The organism is Cellulosimicrobium sp. RS, from assembly GCF_046159675.1.
Taxonomy (GTDB): Bacteria; Actinomycetota; Actinomycetes; order Actinomycetales; family Cellulomonadaceae; genus Cellulosimicrobium; species Cellulosimicrobium funkei.
Genome location: NZ_JBJXVU010000002.1, coordinates 434,673 through 455,527 on the forward strand (window position 1 = coordinate 434,673; position 20,855 = coordinate 455,527).

The 20,855-nt window shown below is 75.3% G+C and carries 17 protein-coding genes; 13 read left to right on the plus strand and 4 right to left on the minus strand.

The features are described 5' to 3' along the window. The first annotated feature begins 168 nt into the window (after window positions 1–168). From ACI769_RS05135 to ACI769_RS05175, 9 genes are all read left to right on the plus strand, one after another. On the plus strand, window positions 169–3,228 hold the full coding sequence (locus ACI769_RS05135; protein ID WP_396049473.1) for a Na+/H+ antiporter subunit A: 3,060 nt from the start codon (window positions 169–171) through the stop codon (window positions 3,226–3,228). Further along, window positions 3,225–3,845: a Na(+)/H(+) antiporter subunit C gene (locus ACI769_RS05140; protein ID WP_409141254.1), complete on the plus strand. Its 621-nt coding sequence runs from the start codon at window positions 3,225–3,227 to the stop codon at window positions 3,843–3,845. The genes ACI769_RS05135 and ACI769_RS05140 overlap by 4 nt, the downstream gene beginning before the upstream one ends. Beyond that, entirely contained in the window at window positions 3,842–5,455 is a 1,614-nt protein-coding gene (locus tag ACI769_RS05145; protein WP_409141255.1) for a Na+/H+ antiporter subunit D, read from the plus strand. Before ACI769_RS05140 ends, ACI769_RS05145 begins: the two co-directional genes overlap by 4 nt. Beyond that, a complete protein-coding gene (locus tag ACI769_RS05150) occupies window positions 5,452–6,051 on the plus strand; it encodes a Na+/H+ antiporter subunit E (protein ID WP_034652700.1) in 600 nt (199 codons plus the stop codon). Before ACI769_RS05145 ends, ACI769_RS05150 begins: the two co-directional genes overlap by 4 nt. Then, window positions 6,048–6,455, plus strand: a complete 408-nt coding sequence (locus tag ACI769_RS05155) for a monovalent cation/H+ antiporter complex subunit F (RefSeq protein ID WP_061267170.1) — start codon at window positions 6,048–6,050, stop codon at window positions 6,453–6,455. The genes ACI769_RS05150 and ACI769_RS05155 overlap by 4 nt, the downstream gene beginning before the upstream one ends. Then, the gene (mnhG, locus tag ACI769_RS05160) at window positions 6,455–6,958 is read left to right on the plus strand and encodes a monovalent cation/H(+) antiporter subunit G (RefSeq protein ID WP_409141256.1); all 504 of its coding nucleotides are present in this window, start codon (window positions 6,455–6,457) and stop codon (window positions 6,956–6,958) included. Before ACI769_RS05155 ends, mnhG begins: the two co-directional genes overlap by 1 nt. Window positions 6,959–7,067: 109 nt before the next feature. Further along, window positions 7,068–8,060, plus strand: coding sequence for a cation diffusion facilitator family transporter (locus tag ACI769_RS05165; protein WP_409141257.1), 993 nt, complete (start codon window positions 7,068–7,070; stop codon window positions 8,058–8,060). Between the two features lie 84 nt (window positions 8,061–8,144). Next, window positions 8,145–9,161 carry a CAP domain-containing protein gene (locus tag ACI769_RS05170; protein ID WP_409141258.1) on the plus strand — a complete coding sequence of 339 codons (1,017 nt, stop codon included), beginning with the start codon at window positions 8,145–8,147 and terminating at the stop codon, window positions 9,159–9,161. Between the two features lie 134 nt (window positions 9,162–9,295). After that, complete coding sequence (locus ACI769_RS05175; protein ID WP_409141259.1) at window positions 9,296–9,823, plus strand: DoxX family protein; 528 nt, start codon at window positions 9,296–9,298, stop codon at window positions 9,821–9,823. A gap of 27 nt (window positions 9,824–9,850) precedes the next feature. Here the strand turns inward: ACI769_RS05175 and ACI769_RS05180 are convergent, their stop codons facing one another. From ACI769_RS05180 to ACI769_RS05190, 3 genes are all read right to left on the minus strand, one after another. Beyond that, window positions 9,851–10,429, minus strand: a complete 579-nt coding sequence (locus ACI769_RS05180) for a methylated-DNA--[protein]-cysteine S-methyltransferase (protein WP_409141260.1) — start codon at window positions 10,427–10,429, stop codon at window positions 9,851–9,853. Next, a complete protein-coding gene (locus ACI769_RS05185) occupies window positions 10,426–12,030 on the minus strand; it encodes an AlkA N-terminal domain-containing protein (RefSeq protein WP_409141261.1) in 1,605 nt (534 codons plus the stop codon). The genes ACI769_RS05180 and ACI769_RS05185 overlap by 4 nt, the downstream gene beginning before the upstream one ends. A gap of 66 nt (window positions 12,031–12,096) precedes the next feature. Next, on the minus strand, window positions 12,097–13,074 hold the full coding sequence (locus ACI769_RS05190; protein ID WP_409141262.1) for an alpha/beta hydrolase: 978 nt from the start codon (window positions 13,072–13,074) through the stop codon (window positions 12,097–12,099). Between the two features lie 106 nt (window positions 13,075–13,180). On the opposite strand from ACI769_RS05190, the gene ACI769_RS05195 reads away from it, so the two are divergent. Beyond that, window positions 13,181–14,512, plus strand: coding sequence for an enoyl-CoA hydratase/isomerase family protein (locus tag ACI769_RS05195; RefSeq protein WP_409141263.1), 1,332 nt, complete (start codon window positions 13,181–13,183; stop codon window positions 14,510–14,512). A gap of 73 nt (window positions 14,513–14,585) precedes the next feature. On the opposite strand, the gene ACI769_RS05200 is transcribed toward ACI769_RS05195, so the two are convergent. Beyond that, window positions 14,586–15,968 (minus strand): LppM family (lipo)protein, encoded by a 1,383-nt coding sequence (locus tag ACI769_RS05200; RefSeq protein WP_409141264.1) that lies wholly within the window; start codon window positions 15,966–15,968, stop codon window positions 14,586–14,588. Window positions 15,969–16,262: 294 nt separating this feature from the next. Between ACI769_RS05200 and clpB the strand changes: the two genes are divergently transcribed. The 3 genes from clpB to ACI769_RS05215 all read left to right on the plus strand — a co-directional run bounded on the left by clpB (window position 16,263) and on the right by ACI769_RS05215 (window position 20,818). Continuing rightward, a complete protein-coding gene (clpB, locus tag ACI769_RS05205) occupies window positions 16,263–18,884 on the plus strand; it encodes an ATP-dependent chaperone ClpB (protein ID WP_137279793.1) in 2,622 nt (873 codons plus the stop codon). A gap of 132 nt (window positions 18,885–19,016) precedes the next feature. Continuing rightward, on the plus strand, window positions 19,017–20,000 hold the full coding sequence (locus ACI769_RS05210) for a diacylglycerol/lipid kinase family protein (protein ID WP_409141265.1): 984 nt from the start codon (window positions 19,017–19,019) through the stop codon (window positions 19,998–20,000). A 62-nt stretch (window positions 20,001–20,062) separates the two neighbouring features. Further along, a complete protein-coding gene (locus tag ACI769_RS05215) occupies window positions 20,063–20,818 on the plus strand; it encodes a UdgX family uracil-DNA binding protein (protein WP_409141266.1) in 756 nt (251 codons plus the stop codon). Window positions 20,819–20,855: the final 37 nt, after the last annotated feature.

The following is a 20,855-nucleotide window of genomic DNA, read 5'->3' on the forward strand; positions in this document are numbered from 1 at the left end:
GGGGCTACGGGCGCCCCGCACGGCTGAGGAGTCGGTAAAATGGTTCTCGGCCCGGCCTCGTCGGCGCCGTGAACTGTCGTGCCCTGCGGCTTCCCCCCGCCCGGGCGCGGCGATGACAAGTCCAGCAAGAACTTCGCCCACCCGCCCCCGACCCGGACGGAGCGGCCCGTGCTCTACGTGCTCCTTGCCCATCTCGTGATGGCACTGGGCGCGCCTGCACTCGTCTCGTTCCTCGGCCGCCGGGCGTTCCTCGTCATGGCGCTCGCGCCGGCGTCCGCGGCGGCCTACGCGCTCGCCTGGACCGACCGCGTGATGTCGGGGGAGCACCCGACGCAGGTCATCGAGTGGGTGCCCGGGCTGGGGCTCGAGCTCGCCTTCCGCATGGACACGCTGTCGTGGCTCATGCTGCTGCTCGTCGGCGGCGTGGGCGCCCTCGTCCTCGTCTACTGCTCGGCCTACTTCTCGCCCACCGCGCAGGGCCTGCGGCGGTTCGGCGGCGTCCTCACCGCGTTCGCGGGGGCGATGGTCGGGCTCGTCACCGCGGACGACATGCTGCTCCTGTTCGTGTTCTGGGAGCTCACGACCGTCTTCTCGTACCTGCTGATCGGCCACTACGCCGACCGCAAGGCGAGCCGTCGTGCCGCCATGCAGGCGATCATCCTCACCACCGCGGGCGGCCTCGCCATGCTCGTGGGGGTCGTGATCCTCGGCGTCCAGGGCGGGACGTTCCGCATGTCCGAGATCATCGCGGACCCCCCGACGGGCGGCGCCGTGACCGCCGCGATCGTCTGCCTCCTCGTGGGCGCGGCGAGCAAGTCCGCGCTCATCCCGCTGCACTTCTGGCTGCCTGCCGCGATGGCGGCGCCCACGCCGGTGAGCGCCTACCTGCACGCGGCCGCGATGGTCAAGGCCGGTGTCTACCTCGTCGCGCGCTTCGCGCCCGCCTACTCGGACACGACGGTCTGGCGCACGCTCGTCGTCGTGCTCGGCGCGGGCACGCTGCTCGTGGGCGGCTACCGCGCGCTGCGGCAGTACGACCTCAAGCTCGTCCTCGCGTTCGGCACCGTGAGCCAGCTCGGCCTCATCATCTTGCTCGTGGGCCTCGGGACGCGTGGGGCCGCGCTCGCCGGGCTCGCAATGATCGGCGCGCACGCGATGTTCAAGGCCTCGCTGTTCCTCGTCGTCGGCGTGGTCGACGCCGCGGCCGGCACGCGCGACCTGCGCCGCCTCACGGGCGTGGGCAAGGCGCTGCCGTGGACCGCGGTCGCGGGCGGGCTGGCCACCGCGTCGATGATCGGCCTGCCGCCGTTCGCCGGGTACGTCGCGAAGGAGGCGGCGCTCGAGTCGCTCCTGCACGGCGAGGGGCCGGTGTGGGTCGACACGGTCGTGCTGTGGTCGGTCGTCGTCGGCTCGATGTTCACGGTCGCGTACGGCCTGCGCTTCTGGTGGGGCGCGTTCGCGTCCAAGCCGCACCTCGGCCGGTCGCCCGCGCGCGCCAACGCGCACGAGAAGGCGTGGGGCGTCGGCGCCGCGCGCCGCCCCGCCGTCGAGGCCGAGGAGCCGCCGATCGACCCGGCGCGCATCCACCGCCAGCCGTTCCTGCTCGTGGGCCCGGCCGTCGTGCTCGCGGTCCTCGGCCTCGCGACGGCGCTCGTGCCGCACTTCGGCGAGGACCTCCTCGCCCCGTACGCGGACACGTACCCCGTCGGCGAGCCCGGGCACCTCGTCCTGTGGGCCGGCCTCACGCCCGCGCTCGCGCTGACGGTCCTCGTGCTCGCGGTCGGCGTCGCGCTGTTCTGGCAGCGGTCGCGCGTCGAGCGGTTCCAGGCGTCGCTGTGGACGGGGCCCGAGGCCGACGTCACGTACCGCAAGGTCATGCGCAAGCTCGACGACCTGGCCGCCGACGTCACGGCCGTCACCCAGCGTGGTTCGCTCCCGTTCTACCTCGGCGCGATCCTCGTGGTCCTCGTGCTCGGCCCGGGCGTCGTCATGGTCGCGCAGACCGCGTGGCCCGAGCAGCTCCGGGCCTGGGACCGTCCCGCGCAGCTCGTCGCCGTCGCCGCGATCTGCATCGCCTCGGTGCTCGCCGCGCGCTCGCGCCGCCGGCTCAAGGCCGTGATCCTCGTCGGGATCGCGGGGTACGGCAACGCCGTCCTCTTCCTCCTGCACGGCGCGCCCGACCTCGCGCTCACGCAGGTCCTCGTCGAGACGATCACGCTCGTCGTCATGGTGCTCGTGCTGCGGCGCCTGCCCGCGTACTTCTCGAACCGGCCGCTCGCGGCGAGCCGGTGGGTCCGCCTGGGGATCGGCCTCGCGGTGGCCGTCGTCATGATGGGCTTCGCGCTCGTCGCGCCGCTCGCGCGCGTCGCGACGCCCATCTCGGTGGACTTCCCGGCCGAGGCCTACGAGTTCGGGCACGGCAAGAACATCGTCAACGTGACCCTCGTGGACATCCGCGCGTGGGACACGATGGGCGAGATCTCCGTCCTCCTGGCCGCCGCGACGGGCGTCGCGTCGCTCGTGTTCCTGCGCTCGCGCAGCGGCGAGATCCTGCGCGCGTCGGGGGCCCGGCCCGCGACCACGGCCACCGGCTCCGGCGTCTGGAGCGACACCGACGACCCGGGTGCCGCGCTGCGCCGCCGCGGGGTCACGGAGAAGGACCAGCCGCGCATGCTCGTGTGGCTGAGCGCCGGCCGTACCCTCGCGCCGCAACGGCGCTCGGTGATCTTCGAGGTCGTCACGCGCGTGCTGTTCCACGCCATGATCGTCTTCGCGCTCTTCCTGCTGTTCTCCGGCCACAACGCGCCGGGCGGCGGGTTCGCGGCGGGGCTCGTCGTGGGCATCGCGCTCATCGTGCGCTACCTCGCGGGCGGGCGGTACGAGCTCGGCGAGGCCGCGCCCGTCCACCCCGGTCTGCTCCTCGGGACGGGCCTGTTCCTGTCCGCGGGCGTGGGGCTCGTCGCGTTCCTGCTCACCGGCAACGTGCTCGGCAGCGAGGCCTACGACCTCGCGCTCCCGCTCGTCGGGGAGATCCACCTCGTGACGTCGCTGTTCTTCGACGTCGGCGTGTTCCTCGTCGTCGTGGGCCTCGTCCTCGACATCCTGCGCACGCTCGGCGCCGAGATCGACCGGCACGCAGAACGCGCCGCGGCGGGCCGCGAGCCCGGCGAGGACACGGGGCCGTTCGAGGCCATGGAGCCCGACTCGATCGGAGGTGGCCGCCGGTGAACGTCATCGACATGACGCCCAGCGTCGTCCTCGTCCTCGCGATCGGCGTGCTGTTCGCCGCGGGCGTCTACCTGCTCCTCGAGCGGAGCCTCACGCGCGTCCTGCTCGGGTTCATCCTCATGGGGAACGGCGCCAACCTGCTCTTCCTCGTCGCCGGCGGGCGCGCCGGGGGCGCGCCGCTCATCGGCACGACGCCCGAGGAGGACATGAGCGACCCGCTCGTCCAGGCGATGGTCCTCACGGCCATCGTCATCACGCTCGGCATCACGGCGTTCGTGCTCGCGATGGCCTACCGCTCGTGGCAGCTCCACGGCCACGACGAGGTGCAGGACGACCTCGAGGACCGCCGCGTCGCGCGGCACGCCGCGCGCAACGCGCCCGCGTTCGAGGACGCGGACACGGAGGAGAGCGGCGCCACCCTGGACGACGAGGCCGCCCAGGTCCGCGACGAGACCGACGGCGACGGCGACGGCGTCACGGACGGCGAGGAACCGCCGTCGGGCCCGGCCGGGCAGGACGCCGGGGACGCCACGGACGGCCGCACCGGCGGCTCCGACGCCCGGGACGACGACGCACGATCTGACGACCGACGGACCGACGGGAAGGAGCCGCGATGAGCCTCACCGCCGCGGCCCTCGTCCCGCTCCCCGTCGTCCTGCCGCTCGTCGCGGCCGGCCTCGCGCTCGCGCTCTGGCGGCACCCGCGCGCCCAGCGGATCATCACCGTGGCCGCGCTCGCGCTCGTCCTCGCGGCGTCCGTCGGTCTCCTGGTCGCGGCCGACTCGGGGCCGATCGTCGTCGACGTCGGCGGCTGGGCGGCACCGGTCGGGATCGACCTCGTCGCGGACCGGCTCTCGTCGCTCATGCTCGTGGTGTCGAGCTTCGTCATGCTGTGCGTCCTGCTGTACTCGCTCGCGCAGGGCGTGGCGGACGGCGACGAGGAGGCGCCGGTCGCCATCTACCACCCGACGTTCATGGTGCTCGCGGCGGGCGTGTTCAACGCGTTCCTCTCGGGCGACCTGTTCAACCTCTACGTCGGGTTCGAGATCTTCCTCGCCGCGAGCTACGTGCTCCTCACGCTCGGCGGCACGGGCGAGCGCATCCGCGCAGGGTCGATCTACGTGGTCGTGGCGCTGCTCTCCTCGATCGTCTTCCTCGTCGCGATCGCGCTGACCTACGCCGCGACCGGCACGGTCAACCTCGCCCAGCTCTCGGAGCGGTACGCGGAGATCGACCCCGGGACGGCGCTCGCCATCCAGCTCCTGCTGCTGCTCGCGTTCGGCATCAAGGCGGCGATCTTCCCGCTGTCCGCGTGGCTGCCCGACTCCTACCCGACGGCGCCCGCGCCCGTCACCGCGGTCTTCGCGGGCCTGCTCACCAAGGTGGGCGTCTACGCGATCATCCGCACGCAGACGCTGCTCTTCCCCGAGGACAGCGTCGTCGACGACGTCCTCATGTGGCTCGCGCTGCTGACCATGGTCGTCGGCATCCTCGGCGCCGTCGCGCAGAATGACATCAAGCGACTGCTGTCGTTCACGCTCGTGAGCCACATCGGCTACATGATCTTCGGCATCGCGCTCGCGTCCGAGCCGGGCATGGCGGCCGCGATCTTCTACGTGGTGCACCACATCACGGTGCAGACGACGCTGTTCCTCGTCGTCGGCCTCGTGGAACGCCGCGGCGGGTCGACGTCGCTCGACCGCCTCGGCGGGCTCGCCAAGCTCGCGCCCGGGCTGGCCATCCTGTTCTTCATCCCGGCGATGAACCTCGCGGGCATCCCGCCGCTGTCGGGCTTCCTCGGCAAGGTCGGCCTCCTCGAGGAGGGCGTCGCGCAGGGCACGCCGCTCACGTGGGCGCTCGTCGTGGGGTCCGTCGTGACGTCGCTGCTCACCCTGTACGCGATCGTCAAGGCGTGGAACAAGGCCTTCTGGCAGACGGCGCCCGTCGAGATCCCCGCGGACGCGCGCCTGCCGCGCGGCATGGTGGGCCCGGCGACGGCGCTCGTCGCGTTCGGCCTCGCGCTCACCGTGGTCGCGGGCCCGCTCTACTCGTACACCGAGCGCGCCGCCGCGACGCTGCTCGACGGCCACACGTACGTCGACGCCGTGTTCCCCGGCGACTCCGACCGGGGCCGGGGCGAGTCGAACGAGGTCGCGACGGGCGAGAGCGACGGCACGGAACCCGCCGGCACTGAACCCGCCGGCACGGGCGGAGGTGCGGACGGATGAGCCTGCACCGCCGCCGCCGCGCGCTCGCCTCCGGCTGGTTCGCCCGCGTCACCACGCAGTGGCGCACCATCCTGTGGCTGACGATCGTCTGGGTCATGCTCTGGGGCGACCTGTCCGTGGGCAACGTGCTCGCGGGCGTCATCATCGGGTTCGCCGTCATCACGTTCTTCCCGCTGCCGTCGATCGCGGCGCGCGGGAAGTTCCGGCCGTGGCCGTTCCTCGTGCTCGTCGGGCGCTTCGTCTCCGACCTCGTCGTCGCGTCGTTCCAGGTGAGCCTCCTCGCGCTGAACCCGCGGCACACGCCGCGCGGTGCCGTCGTGGGCGTGCGGCTGCGGAACCCGTCCGACATCTACCTGACCATCACGGCCGAGCTGTCGTCGCTCGTGCCCGGCTCGATCGTCGTCGAGGCGCACCGCCTCACCGGGATGCTCTACCTGCACGTGCTCGACGTCGAGACCGCGGGCGGCGTGGAGAAGGTCCGCGAGGACACGCTCGCGCTCGAGGCGCGCGTGCTGCACGCGTTCGCGTCGAACGACGAGCTGCGGGCCGCCGGCCTGTACGACGTCCCGTCCGCGCGAGAGGTGGCCGAGGCATGAGCGACACCGTCTACCTCGTGATCGTCGTGGTGAGCGCCGTGCTGCTCGCCGCGGGGGCGAGCCTCGCCGTCGCGCGTGCCGAGCGCGGTCCGTCGATGCTCGACCGCACGATCGCGCTCGACGTCTTTACCACGACGCTGGTCGGGGCGATCGCGCTCGAGGCCGCGTTCTCCCGGCGCACGGACACGATCCCGATCCTCGTCGTGCTCTCGCTCGTCGGGTTCGTGGGCTCGGTGACGATCGCGCGGTTCGCGTCGGTCGAGCCCGAGGACGAGGGTCGCATCCGCACGGCCGAGGAGATCGCCGCCGAGGACGCCGCCCGCCGCGAGGCGGAGGAGTCCGACCGGGACTCGGCGGTCGACGCCGAGCACCACGGCGGCGCGCCCGACGGGGAGGTGCGCTGATGGACCCGACCACCGGCCTGTGGGACACGATCGCCGACGTTGTGTCCGCGGTCTTCCTCCTGTGCGGCGCGTTCCTCGCGTTCGCCGCGGGCGTGGGCGTCGTGCGGTTCCCCGACCTGCTGGCGCGCATGCACGCGGCGACCAAGCCCCAGGTGCTCGGGCTGATCCTCGTGCTCGCGGGCCTGAGCCTGCGGCTGCGCTCGTGGGGCGCCGTCGCGACGCTGTTCCTCGTCGTCGTGTTCCAGCTCCTCACGTCGCCCGTCGCGGCGCACATGGTCGGCCGTGCGGGCTACCGCACGGGCAAGGTCCGCACGGACCTGCTCGTCGTCGACGAGCTCACGCGCGACCAGGAGGCGGCGGAGCGCGAGGACACGGGCGAGCACGACGACGCGGACCGGCACGGCGAGCCGGGCACCACCGGCGGCGTCGAGCTCGCCGACACGGGCGACCCCGGGCCCGACGACGCGGGTCGCCCCGCCGACGCGGAGGGCCCGGCGCGCTGACGCCGCCGCGCGCACGCACGGTGCCGGACCGGGCCGGCCCGTGCGCGCTCGGCCTGTGCGCCACCGGCCTCCGCGCGCGGGTCGTGCACGCGGCTGGTAGACCGGCAGCATGCCCGACGCCCCCATGCCCGCCCCGCCGCAGCCGGAGTCGCGCAACCCGCGCGTCGCGCGCCCGGAGGGCGGCGGCGACAGCACGGTCACGGTGATCGTCGCGTTCCTCGCGAACGCGCTCATCGCGGGCGCGAAGACGGTCGCCGCGACGGTGACCGGCTCGGCGTCGATGCTCGCGGAGGCCGTCCACTCGTGGGCGGACACGGGCAACGAGATCTTCCTCCTCGTCGCCGACCGGCGCTCGCGCCGCCCGGCGGACACCGAGCACCCCCTCGGGTTCGGCCGCGAGGCGTACGTGTGGTCGATGTTCGCGGCGATCGGGCTGTTCGCGGTCGGCGCGGGGGTGTCGATCACGCACGGCATCCAGGAGCTGGTGCACCCGCAGCCGGCGGACGACTTCGTGGTCGCCTACACGGTCCTCGCCCTGGCGTTCGTGCTCGAGGGGGTGTCGTTCCTGCGCGCCCGGCGGCAGGCGCGGGCCGAGGCGCGGGCGGCGGACCGCGACACCCTGCACCACGTGCTCGTCACGTCGGACCCGACGCTGCGCGCGGTGTTCGCGGAGGACGCCGCCGCGCTGATCGGCCTCGTGGTCGCGTTCGGGGGCGTCCTGGCCCATCAGCTCACCGGGTCGCCCGTGCCCGACGCCGTCGGGTCGATCGTCGTCGGCCTCGTCCTCGCGGTGGTGTCCGTCGTGCTCATCGACCGCAACCGGCGGTTCCTCGTGGGGGAGGCGGCGATGCCGGCGACGCGCGCCGCGGTGCTCGCGGGCATCCGCGACCTGCCGGAGGTCGAGCGCGTCACGTACCTGCGGCTCGAGTACGTCGGGCCGCGCGCGCTGTACCTCGTGGCGAGCGTGGACCTGCGCGGCGACGAGTCCGAGACGTCCGTCGCCCGCCGGCTCGACGAGCTCGAGCGCCGGGTGACGTCCGTGCCGCTCATCGCAGGCGCGGTGTTCACGGTCTCCGCGCCGGAGGAGCCGTCGATCGTCTGACCCGGCGGCCGACCCCCGCCGTCGAACGGGCGCAGAACGGACGAAGCGGTACACATCCGTGGTCCTGATGGGTAGGGTCGAGCGATGGCCTCGCAGCGCACGCCCCGGCACCGTTCGGCGGGGGCGGCGCCCGCGCCGTCTCCCGAGCCCGCGTCCTCCGCCGCGCCCGCACGACCGCGCGGCGGTCCGTTCGCCCGGCACCTGCGGAGCGGTCCGCGCGTCGCGGTGACGGCGGGCGTCGCCGCCGCCCTGCTGCTCGGCCCTCCGCTGGGCCTCACGGCCGCGACGGTGACGGGCGAGATCCGGCCCGAGAACGTGGGCCCGCTCGGCCCCGTCGTCGCGGCGCTCCCGTGGCAGGGGAGCGCGCCGCAGGAGTGGCTCGCGGGGCGCGACCCGCGCGACGACCGCGCGTCGCGCACCCTGGCCGACGCGCGCGACGACCTCCCCGCGGACGCCCCGACGGCGCCCGGTGCGCCCGGGGCCGACGACGCGCCGCCCGCGGAGACCGCGCCCGCGCCCGCGGCGACCGAGGAGCCTCCCGCCGACCCGGTGCCGACGCCCACCCCGGAGGACGTGCCGCCCGCCGAGGGCCCGGCGGACCCGGCCGGCCCGGACGGCGCGACCGCGTCGGGCCCGACGCCCGGCACCGGAACGGCCGACGGCGTCGCGCCGGCTGCCGGGACCGCCTCGGCCGCCGGGGTGGCGGCGCCCGGCGGAGCCGGTCCGGGGACGATCACGGCGGAGGGCGCGGCGGTCGTCGAGCTGACGAACGCGGAGCGGGCCGCCGCCGGGTGCGAGCCGCTCGCCGTCGACGACCGGCTCACCGCCGCGGCGCAGCTCCACAGCGAGGACATGGACGCGCAGGGGTACATGGACCACACGAGCCTCGACGGCCGCTCGCCGTGGGACCGGGCGCACGCGCAGGGCTACCCGAACCCGGGCGCCGAGAACGTGGCGAAGGGCTACCGGACCGCCCAGGACGTGGTGCGCGGGTGGATGGACTCGCCGGGCCACCGCGCGAACATCCTCGACTGCGACCTGCGGGAGATCGGCGTCGGGCACGCGAACGGGGCCTGGACGCAGGTCTTCGGCTGGGGCTGAACCCCGGCCCCCCTGGTCGGCGGCGCACCGCCCGTCCCGCGTCTCGCGGGAGCGGGGCCACGCGCGGTGAATATCGCAGGTCCGCTATCTTATCGCCGGAAAATGGAACGCTACTGCTCGACGAGGAGTTCAGAATGGCCCCCACCGGACCCGCCGCACCGACCCCGCCCACCCCCGCCCCCGCCGCGGCCCGGCGGCTCCGCGAGGGGCTGTGCGAGCGCCTCGCCGCCTGGTCCGTGCCGGCCCTGCGGGTCGCCCTCGGCCTCGTCTTCCTCGTCTTCGGGGTGCTCAAGTTCTTCCCGGGCGCGAGCCCGGCGGAGCAGATCGTGCGCCGCACGGTCGAGGCGCTGACCTTCGGCCTCGTCGACGGCACCGCCGCCGTGGTCCTCACGGCGGTCGTCGAGACGGCGGTCGGGCTCGCGCTCCTCACCGGTCGCGCGCTGCGGGCCGGGCTCGTCGTGCTCGCCGTCACGCTGGCCGGCGTCCTCTCCCCGGTCGCGCTCTTCCCGGGCGACCTGTTCGGCGACGGCATGACCCTCATGGGTCAGTACGTGCTCAAGGACGTCGTGCTCGTCGCCGCCGCCGGGGTGGTGGCGGCGGCGACGCTCGGGGCCCGGTTCACGCTCGCTGCCGCGGAGCCGGCGCGCGCTCCGGCGGCGTGATGCCGGGGCGGGCCGTCCGCGGCGGGCTCAGCGCGCCGGTGCCGTGACGGTCGCCCGGGCCTCGCGGTCGAGGAGGCTGCGCTTGACGTCCAGTCCGTAGCGGAAGCCGCCGAGGCTGCCGTCCGTGCGCAGCACGCGGTGGCAGGGCACGAACAGGGCCGCCGCGTTCATCGCGCAGGCGCCCGCGGCGGCGCGCACGGCGGCGGGCCGCCCCGACAGCTCGGCGTACCGGGTGTAGGTCACCGGGTCGCCGGGCTCGACCGTGCGCAGCACGTCCCACGCGTGCGCGCGGTAGGGGCCCGAGGCCTGCCGCACCGGCACGGCGTCGATCGCGCGCACGTCGCCCGCGTAGTAGGCCCGGACGGCGGCGACGGCGGTCGCGACGGCGGGGTCGTCGTCGGGCACGGGGGAGACCGTCGCGGGGCGCAGGCCGGGGTGCACGAGCGCGACGAGGTCCGCGGGCTCGTCCGTCCAGCCGGACGCGAGGACCGCGCCGGCGGCATCGACGACGACCGTGAACGGGCCGTCGGGCGTGGTGAGCGTCGTGGTGACGGCCGGGCTCGTGCCTGCCGTCGTAGTGGTGGTGGGGGCGGGTGCGGTGGTCACGGGGTCTCCTTCGCAGGGGTCGGGGTGGGCGCGGAGGCGCGCCAGAGGTGCATCGCGGCGTACGAGCGCCACGGCGCCCAGCGCTCGGCGCGGGCGGCGAGCGCGCGGCGGTCGTCGGGCAGGCCGAGCGCGGCGGCACCGGCGCGGAGCGCGAGGTCGCCGTCGAGCAGGACGTCGGGGTCGTGCAGCACGCGCATCGCCACGTACCCGGAGGTCCACGGCCCGACGCCGGGCATCGCCTCGAGCGCCGCGCGCTGGGCCGCGGGGTCGTCGGCCGGGGAGAGGGCGAGCGACCCGTCGGCGAGGGCGTGCGCGACGCCGAGCACCGCGGCCGTGCGCCGGGCGGGGCCGCGCAGGTGGTCCGCGCCCCCGGCGGCGAGCTGCGCGGGGGTCGGGAACAGGCGTGTCGGGCCGAACCGCGACGCGAAGGGCGTCCCGAGCGCGACGGTGAGCCGCGACAGGTGCGTCCGCGCGGCCGCGACCGAGATCTGCTGCCCGACGAGCGCGCGCACGAGGATCTCGGCAGGGTCCACCGCTCCCGGGACGCGGATGCCCGGCAGCGCGCGCACCGAGGCGGCGAGCGCGAGGTCCGCCGCGAGTGCCGCGTCCACGGCCGCCGGGTCGGCGTCGAGGTCGAACAGCCGCCGGACGCGTGCGATCGCGGCCGGCAGGTCGGCCACGGACGTCAGCTCGAGCTCCACGTGGAAGCGCGGTGCGCGCCGTCGGCTCCCGGGCGGCGGCCCGTAGGTGGCCCGGAACGCGCCCGGCCCGTGCGGCAGCGCGAGCGTCCGCGCGTAGGAGAGCAGCGGGCCGCCGAGGTCGACGACCTCGACGCCGTCGACGGCGCGCGCCGCGAGGAACGCGAACACGCCGCGCGCGTCGAACGGCTCGCGCAGGGGGAGGGTGAGGTCGAGCGCGGCGGTGGCGCCGCCGTCGTCCGCGGTGGACCCGGCGGGAGCGGCGGCGGGCGGGCGGCGCGGGTCACCGGTCGACGGCGCCCGGTCGGGCCGGGCCCGACGCCGCAGCTCGCCCGGCGTCGTGTCGAAGACCTCGGTGATCGTGTCGTTGAACTGGCGCACGCTCCCGAAACCGGCGGCGAACGCGACGTCGGCGAGCCGCAGGTCCGTCCCCGTGAGCAGCGCCCGCGCCGTCTGGGCGCGCAGCGCGCGGGCGAGCGCGACCGGGCCGGCGCCGAGCTCCGCGACGAGCACGCGGTGCACGTGCCGGGCCGAGTACCCGAGGCGGGCGGCGAGGCCGTCGACGCCCTCGCGGTCCACGACGCCGTCTGCGACGAGCCGCATGGCCCGGGCCGAGAGGTCGTGCCCGAGGTCCCAGCTCGGCGTGCCCGGCACCGCCTCCGGGAGGCAGCGCTTGCACGCGCGGTACCCAGCCTCGTGGGCGGCGGCCGAGGTGAGGTAGAAGGTGACGTTCTCGGGCTTCGGGGTGCGCGCCGGGCACGACGGCCGGCAGTAGATGCCGGTGCTGCTCACGGCGGTGATGAACTGCCCGTCGAAGCGGCGGTCGCGCGACGCGATGGCGCGGTAGCGCTCGGCGAACACGGGGTCCGTGGTCGCCGGGGGCGTCGCGGGGGTCGTCGTCATGTCTCGATCCTCACCCGCCGGACCACGCCCTGGCTAGCGGGATTCGGACACGACGGTGGGGCGGCGTCAGACCCGCGCCTCGAGCCAGTCGAGGACCTCGCGCAGGTACGTCGACCGGGCGGGCTCGGGGGAGAGCGCGAGGTCGTGCGCGCCGCCCTCGACCCCGACGACCGTGACGTCGTCGCCCAGCCGCTCGGCGCGCGACGTGATGTGCCCGACGTCGAGCACGCTGTCCGTCGTGAGCAGGGCGTCGTGCCAGCCCGACGCCGGGCCGCTGCGCGCGGACGCGAGCACGAGCACCGGGCAGTCGACGTGCAGCCCGCGCGCGACGCGGGCGTGGCCCCGGCGCACCGCCCGCAGGAACCCGGCGCGCACCGGGAACCCCTCGATCGGCTTCCACGCGAGGTCGAAGTCCCACTCGCCGCCCGTGCTCGCGTGCAGCGCCTCCGCCCAGTGCGGGTCGAGCGCGCCCACGACGAGCCGCGGCGCGACCCGCCCGACGACGTCGACCACCCACGTCACCGGGCCGCGGAACAGCCACGGCTTGTTGAGGTCGAACCACGGGCTGTTGAGCACGAGCGCCGCGAGCCGGCCGGGCCGCGCGTCGGCCCACAGGCTCGCGAGGAGACCGCCGGTCGAGTGGCCGAGCACCACGAGCCGGTCGTGCCCCTCGGCGCGCACCGCGCGCGCCGCCGCGTCGAGGTCCTGCGCGTAGACGGCGAGGTCGGTGACGAAGTTCGGGTCGTCGTCGGGCCGCGACGGCGCGCCCGAGCCGCGGCCGATCGAGCGCCCGTAGCCGCGCAGGTCGACGGCGTAGAACCGGTACCCGCGCGCCTCGACCGCCTCCGCGACGTGCGTCTGGAAGAAGTAGTCGATGAACCCGTGCACGTACAGCACCGCGGGCCGGTCGCCCGCGGGCGCCGCGGCGTCGCGCCGCACCAGGGTCGCCACCGCGCCGTCCGGGAGGTCGAGGTCGCGCGCGACCCAGTCCCCGCCCAGCACGTCGGGCCGCCAGGTCCCGTCCGTCCGCGTCGCCTCGTCCACCGCCGCCTCCTCGCTGCCGCCGGCACCGCCGGCCCGACCCCTCTGCCGTGCCAGGGTCCCACGTCGTGCGTGCCCGCGGCCGCCGACGGGCGGTAGCGTGACGCGGATGACGAGCGAGATCCTCGCCCGCGTCGACGACGGCGTCGGGCACCTCACCCTGGACCGGCCCCGCGCGCTCAACGCGCTCGGGTACTCGATGCTCGGCGAGATCGCCGACGTGCTGGACGAGTGGCGCGTCGACCCGACCGTGCGGCTCGTGCTGCTCGACGGCGCGGGCGACCGTGGCCTGTGCGCGGGCGGCGACATCCGCGAGCTCCACGCGTCGGTCGTCGCCGGGCGGCAGGCCGACGGCCGCCGGTACTTCCGGCGCGAGTACGCGGTCGACGCGGCGCTCGCGGAGCTGCCCGTGCCCGTCGTGACGATCATGGACGGCATCACCATGGGCGGCGGTGTCGGCCTCGCGGCCCACGCGCCGGTCCGCGTCGTCACCGAGCGCTCGCGCGTCGCGATGCCCGAGACGCGGATCGGCTTCACGCCCGACGTCGGCGGGTCGTGGCTCCTCGCCCGCGCGCCCGGGCGGCTGGGGGAGATGCTCGCCCTCGGCGCGGTGACGATGGACGCCGCCGACGCGATCCACGCCGGGTTCGCCGACCACTACGTGCCGAGCGAGCGGCTGCCCGTGCTCGGCGCGGACCTCGCCGCGCTCGCGAGCGCGGGCGTCGACCCGCTCGACGTCGAGGCCGTGCGCGACGTCGTGCGGCGGCACGCCCTCCCGGCGCCGGTGTCCGGGCTCGTCGCGCGCCGCGCCGCGATCGACGCCGCGTACGCGGCGGACACGGTGCCGGAGATCGTGGCCCGCCTGCGCGCGGCCGCCGCGGACGGCGACGAGCGTGCGGGCGCCGAGGCGGACGAGCTCGAACGGCTGTCGCCCACGGCGGTCACCGTCGCGCTCGCGGCCGTCCGCAGCGCGCGCGGCCTACCCGACCTCCGCGCGGCGCTCGCCCAGGAGTACGGGCTCGTCTGCTGGTTCGTCGACACGCAGCCCGACCTCGTCGAGGGGATCCGCGCGCAGGTGGTCGACAAGGACCGCGACCCGTCGTGGCGCCCCGCGACGCTCGCGGAGGTCGACCCCGCGCTCGGCGCCGAGGCGCTCGCCTACGTGCCCGCGGAGGCGCTGTGGGACGACGCCCTCGGCCCGCGGCTCGCGCGCCGCGCGGTCGAGGCCGTGGTGCGCCGCTTCAGCGAGGGGGAGCCGACGCCCGACGAGCTCGCCGCGGCGCACGACGACCTCGTCGTCGAGCTCGTGGAGCGGCACGAGGACGGGAGCGTCGTCGTGCACCTCGCCGACACGTGCGGCGAGCACTTCCTCGACGGCTACTGGCCTGCCGTGCGGTTCGACGCCGTCGGTGACGTCCTCGAGGTCACCGTCGAGTCCTGAGCGGTCCCGGACGCACGACGGCCCGCCCCGGTCTCCCGGGGCGGGCCGTCATGTCGTGCGGGGTGCGGACCGCTCAGTCGGTCGGCGGGCGCAGGCGCGTCGCGTCGTCGATCTCGTCGTCGGGACCGGCCTGCGCGCCCGGGCCGTCCTGGCCCGCGGGGCCCGGCTGCGGCGGGAGCGGCTGGGTCGGTGCTGGCGGCTGGTGCGGCGGGAGCGGCTGGGTCGCGCCCGGCGGGACGGGCGGCTGGGCGGGCAGCGGCGTCGTCGGGGACGACTGCGGGTGCGGCGCGCCGGGGGGCGCGAACGGCGCGGCGCCCGGGTAGCCGCCCTGCTGCGGCGGTGCCGGCGGCTGGCCGCCGTACGGGCCACCCTGCTGGCCCGGGCCGGACGGCGTCCCGTAGCCCTGCGGCTGGCCGGGCTGACCCGGGTACTGGCCCTGCTGGCCGGGGTACTGGCCGGGCTGACCCGGGTACTGACCCGGCTGGCCCGGGGCTCCGGGGTACTGGCCCTGCTGGCCGGGGTGCGCGCCGGGCTGGCCGTACTGACCCGGGTACTGGCCCTGCTGGCCCTGACCGGGGTACTGGCCCTGCTGGCCGGGCTGGCCCGGGTACGGCTGCTGGCCGGGGTACTGGCCCTGCTGACCGGGCTGACCCGGGTACTGCCCCGGGGCGCCGTAGACGCCCTGCTGGCCGGGCTGGCCGGGCTGGCCGGGGTACCCGCCCTGCGGGAAGCCGGTGCCCTGGCCGTCCTGCGTGCCGGGCTTGGAGCGGAGCACGAGCCACAGCACGAGGCCGATGATGCCGAGCAGCACGAGGCCGCCGACCAGGAACCAGATCCACGCCGACGAGCCGGACTCGTCGGAGCTCCCGGCGTCGGGCGCGGTCGCGCCGTCGTCGGTCCCCTCGTCCGTGCCCTCGTCGGAGCCGGCGCCGGAGCCCGCGGAGCCGCCGGGCAGGGCCGAGCCGCGCGCCGTCATCTCGTTGACCTCGCCGACCACCGGCGTCCACGTCACGGTGTTGCCGTCGACCTCGCCGTTGGACTCCGCCACCTCGCCGGGGAACGTGATGGCGATCTTGATGTCGAGACCCTCCATCATCTGCCGCGACATCTCGTCGGTCGCCGCGTCACCCGTGTCCGGGTTGAACTCCTCGCCCGTCATGTCCATCGAGCCGCTCACGACGTAGTCGTCGCCCTCGCGGGTGACGGAGATCGAGTCGGCGGCGCCGGTGTCGAGCTGCGCGATCGGCTGGTCGGCGTAGGTGATCTTGGTGCCGGTGTAGCCGTCCTGCGCGTACGGCTCCTGCGTCGCGCCCTCCGGCATCTCGGACTCCATCTCGGAGCCCAACTGGTCCCAGAGCTCCTGGGGGTCCGACCCCATCGACTTGGCGACCTCGTCGGAGAACGCCATGACGACGCTGCCGTCGAACGTGTCGTCCTCGTTGAGGGTGATGGCCATGTCCATCCTCATGCACCCCGTGAGGAACAGTGCGAGGGTGGCGAGGAGGGCACCGAGGCCGAGTCGTCTGCGCAAGGGTGAGGAGTTCACCCGCCCAGCATGTCGCGGATCGTCGCCCGGGGCGAGGGTCGATGCCGTTTTGAGACGGAATGCGGCCGGACTTCATCCGCTCCGGGACGCGGGCGGGCGGGGAGAGGGCGTCCGGGGGTGCCGATCGAAGTTGAGCGGAATACACTCAACTTAGGAGTCGTTCCACTGGTCAGACGATCTTTTCGAGCAGCACACGGAGCACCTATGGAAACGAAGTTCACCACGATGTCGCAGCAGGCGATCGGCGAGGCGATCCAGACCGCGTCGGCCGCCGGCAACCCCCAGCTCGAGCCGACCCACCTCCTGGCCGCGCTGCTCACTCAGGAGGGCGGCGTCGCCGTCGGGCTCCTCGACGCCGTCGGCGCGGACAAGCAGGCCGTGGGGCAGAAGGTTCGCGCCGCGCTCGTCGCGCTGCCCACCGCGAGCGGCTCGGCCGTCGCGCAGCCGACGCCGTCGCGCGCCACGTCCGCGGCGCTCGACGCCGCCGCGAAGGAGGCCCAGGCGCTCGGCGACGAGTACGTCTCGACGGAGCACCTGCTCCTCGGTATCGCGGCCGGGTCGTCGCAGGCCGCGACGATCCTCCAGCAGGCCGGCGCGACCGCCGAGGCCCTGCGCTCCGCGCTGCCCGCCGTCCGCGGGAGCGCGCGCGTCACGAGCCCCAACCCCGAGGGCACGTACAAGGCGCTCGAGCAGTACGGGACCGACCTCACGGCGCGGGCCGCCGAGGGCAGGCTCGACCCCGTCATCGGTCGCGACTCCGAGATCCGGCGCGTCGTGCAGGTGCTCAGCCGCCGCACCAAGAACAACCCGGTGCTCATCGGCGAGCCGGGCGTCGGCAAGACGGCCGTCGTCGAGGGTCTCGCCCAGCGCATCGTCGCGGGCGACGTCCCGACCTCGCTCCAGGGCAAGCGCCTCGTGTCGCTCGACCTCGCGAGCATGGTCGCGGGCGCGAAGTACCGCGGCGAGTTCGAGGAGCGCCTCAAGGCCGTCCTGGAGGAGATCAAGTCCTCGGACGGCGAGGTCGTCACGTTCATCGACGAGCTGCACACGGTCGTCGGGGCGGGCGCGGGCGGCGAGGGCGCCATGGACGCGGGCAACATGCTCAAGCCGATGCTCGCGCGCGGCGAGCTGCGCCTCGTCGGCGCGACCACGCTCGACGAGTACCGCGAGTACATCGAGAAGGACCCCGCGCTCGAGCGCCGGTTCCAGCAGGTGTTCGTCGGGGAGCCGTCCGTCGAGGACACGGTCGCGATCCTGCGCGGCCTCAAGGAGCGGTACGAGGCGCACCACAAGGTGACGATCGCCGACTCGGCGCTCGTCGCGGCGGCGTCGCTCTCCGACCGGTACATCACGGGCCGCCAGCTCCCGGACAAGGCGATCGACCTCGTCGACGAGGCGGCGTCGCGCCTGCGCATGGAGCTCGACTCCTCGCCGATCGAGATCGACGAGCTGCAGCGCGCCGTCACGCGCCTCGAGATGGAGGAGGTCGTGCTGTCCGAGTCGACCGACCCCGCGTCGCTCGAACGGCTCGAGAAGCTGCGCGCCGACCTCGCGGACCGTCGTGAGGAGCTCGCGGCACTCACCGCGCGGTGGGAGGCCGAGAAGGCGGGCCACAACCGCGTCGGCGACCTGCGCGCCAAGCTCGACGAGCTGCGCGTCCAGGTCGAGCGCGCGATCCGCGAGGGCGACCTCGAGACCGCGGGCCGGCTGCAGTACGGCGAGATCCCGCAGGTGCAGCGCGAGCTCGACGAGGCCGAGGCGGCCGAGCAGGCCGACGACGCGTTCGCCGCGTCCGGCCCCGAGGCCGCGCCGATGATCGCGGACAAGGTCGGCGCCGACGAGATCGCGGAGGTCGTGTCCGCGTGGACGGGCATCCCCGCCGGCCGCATGCTCCAGGGCGAGAGCGAGAAGCTCCTGCACATGGAGGAGGTCATCGGGGAGCGCCTCATCGGCCAGCAGGCCGCCGTCCGCTCGGTGTCCGACGCCGTCCGCCGCTCGCGCGCGGGCGTCGCCGACCCGGACCGCCCCACGGGCTCGTTCCTCTTCCTCGGCCCCACGGGCGTCGGCAAGACGGAGCTCGCGAAGTCGCTCGCCGACTTCCTCTTCGACGACGAGCGCGCCATGGTGCGCATCGACATGTCCGAGTACTCCGAGAAGCACTCGGTCGCCCGGCTCGTCGGCGCGCCCCCGGGGTACGTCGGCTACGAGGAGGGCGGCCAGCTCACCGAGGCCGTCCGGCGTCGGCCGTACTCGGTCGTGCTGCTCGACGAGGTCGAGAAGGCGCACCCCGAGGTCTTCGACATCCTGCTGCAGGTGCTCGACGACGGCCGTCTCACCGACGGCCAGGGTCGCACGGTCGACTTCCGCAACGTCATCCTCGTGCTGACGTCGAACCTCGGCTCGCAGTTCCTCGTCGACCCGATGCTCGACGACGCGGAGAAGCGCGAGGCCGTGATGAGCACGGTGCGCGCGTCCTTCAAGCCGGAGTTCCTCAACCGGCTCGACGACGTCATCGTGTTCGAGCCGCTGACGATCGAGGAGCTGGGCCGGATCGTCGACATCCAGGTCGCCGCGCTCGGCCGGCGCCTCGCGGACCGGCGCATCACGCTCGACGTGACGACCGCCGCCCGCGAGTGGCTCGCGCTCGAGGGGTTCGACCCGGCGTACGGGGCGCGCCCGCTGCGCCGCCTCGTGCAGCGCGAGATCGGCGACCGCCTCGCGCGGATGCTGCTCTCGGGCGACGTCGCCGACGGCGACGTCGTGCGGGTCGACCGCGACCCCGAGGGCGACGGCCTCGCCCTCGGCACGGAGATCCTCACGGCCTGACCGACCAGCGGCCCGTGCCGCGCCCTGCCCCCGCGGGCGGGCCGCGGCACGGGCCGCGGCGTCTTCGCGCCTCGGCGGTCCTCGGCGGTCCTCGGCCGCGCGTCCTCGCGGCGACCGGGACATACTCGGTCCGTGCCGACCGACGAGACGACCTCTTCCGCGACCACCTCCGCGCAGCGGCGGCCCGACGACGTCCCGCGCCGCTCCGCGGTCATCGTCAACCCGAACCGCGTCGAGGGGCTCGACGCGCTGCGCGAGCTCATCGTCGCGCGCCTCACGGACGCCGGGTGGCCCGAGCCCGCGTGGCTCGAGACCACGGCCGAGGACCCGGGGACGGGGCAGGCGCGCCAGGCCGTCGAGGACGGCGCCGAGGTGGTCTTCGTGAGCGGCGGCGACGGCACGGTCCGCGCCGTCGTCGAGGGGCTCGCGGGCACCGACGCCGCGCTGGCGATCCTGCCGGGCGGCACGGGGAACCTGCTCGCCGCCAACCTCGGGGTCCCGTCGGACGCCGAGGAGGGCATCCGGCTCGTGCTGCGCGGCGGTCGGCGCACGATCGACGTCGGGGTGGCCGACGGGCAGACGTTCGCGATCATGGCGGGCATGGGCCTCGACGCCGCGATGATGCAGGACGCGCCGACGGCGCTCAAGGCCCGCGCGGGCTCGATCGCGTACGTCTTCTCCGCGCTCAAGCACCTGGCCGACGACGAGATGCACGTCGAGGTCACCGTCGACGGGCGGACGCGCCGCCGTCGGGCGCGCACCGTCGTGGTCGGGAACGTCGGGCGGCTCCAGGCCGGGACGAACCTCCTCCCGGACGCGGAACCCGACAACGGCCAGCTCGAGGTCGCGATCATCGCGCCCCGGAACCTCCAGCACTGGGTCCAGCTCCTGTGGGGCGTGGTGCGCGGCAAGAGCCGGGTGCCGAGCCGCGAGGTCGTGCGAGGGCGCGAGGTGTCCGTCGTGTCCGACCGGCCGCAGCCCCGCCAGCTCGACGGCGACGTCATCGATCCGGACGAGCGGCTCGACGTCAGCGTCCGGCCCGACGCCCTGCACGTGTGCGTCTACCACCCCGAGGAGTCCGAGGACCTCACGCGCGGCGCTCCCGGCAACCGCTGAGCCTGTTCTGACCGGTGCGCCGACCTCGTGCGAGGGCGGGCGCGGGGGAGCACCGTAGGGCCATGAGCCCACGACCGCCCGAGCGTCCCGGCGCGCAGGAGTGGCTGCCCCGCGGCCGCGCCGTGCACGACGTCGAGGCGCTCGACCGGGCGGCGCACGACTGCCACGGGTGCGAGCTCTGGGCGGACGCGACGCAGGTCGTGTTCTCGCGCGGGTCGCACGACGCGCGGCTCGCGCTCGTCGGCGAGCAGCCCGGCGACCACGAGGACCGCGAGGGCGAGCCGTTCGTGGGCCCGGCCGGGCGCCTCCTCGACGACGCCCTCGACGCGGCCGGGCTCGCGGCCGACGACGTGTACCTGACGAACGCCGTCAAGCACTTCCGGTTCGAGCAGCGCGGCGGGCGACGCCTGCACAAGAGCCCGGACGTCGCGCACGTCCGCGCGTGCCTGCCGTGGCTCACCGCCGAGGTCGCCGCCGTGGGGCCGCGCGTCGTCGTCGCGATGGGCGCGACCGCGGGGCGCGCCGTCCTGGGGCGGCCCGTGCGCGTGACCGCCGAGCGGGGACGGGTCCTCGACCTCGGCGACGCGGAGCCGGCGTCGCCGTTCTCCCCGGGCGCGCCCAGCGGCGGTGGGCCCACCGAGCCGTCCGACGGCGCCCACCTGCCCCGGCCGACGGACGCGCCGCGCGTCGTCCTCACCACCCACCCGTCCGCGCTGCTGCGCGTACGTGACCGCGCCGAGCGCGAGGCGGCGTTCGCCGCGCTCGTCGACGACCTCCGCCTCGCGGCCGACGCGGCCGACGCGGCGGGCACGCGGTGAGCGACCACCCGAGCGCGCCCGGTGCGGGGCGGGGCAC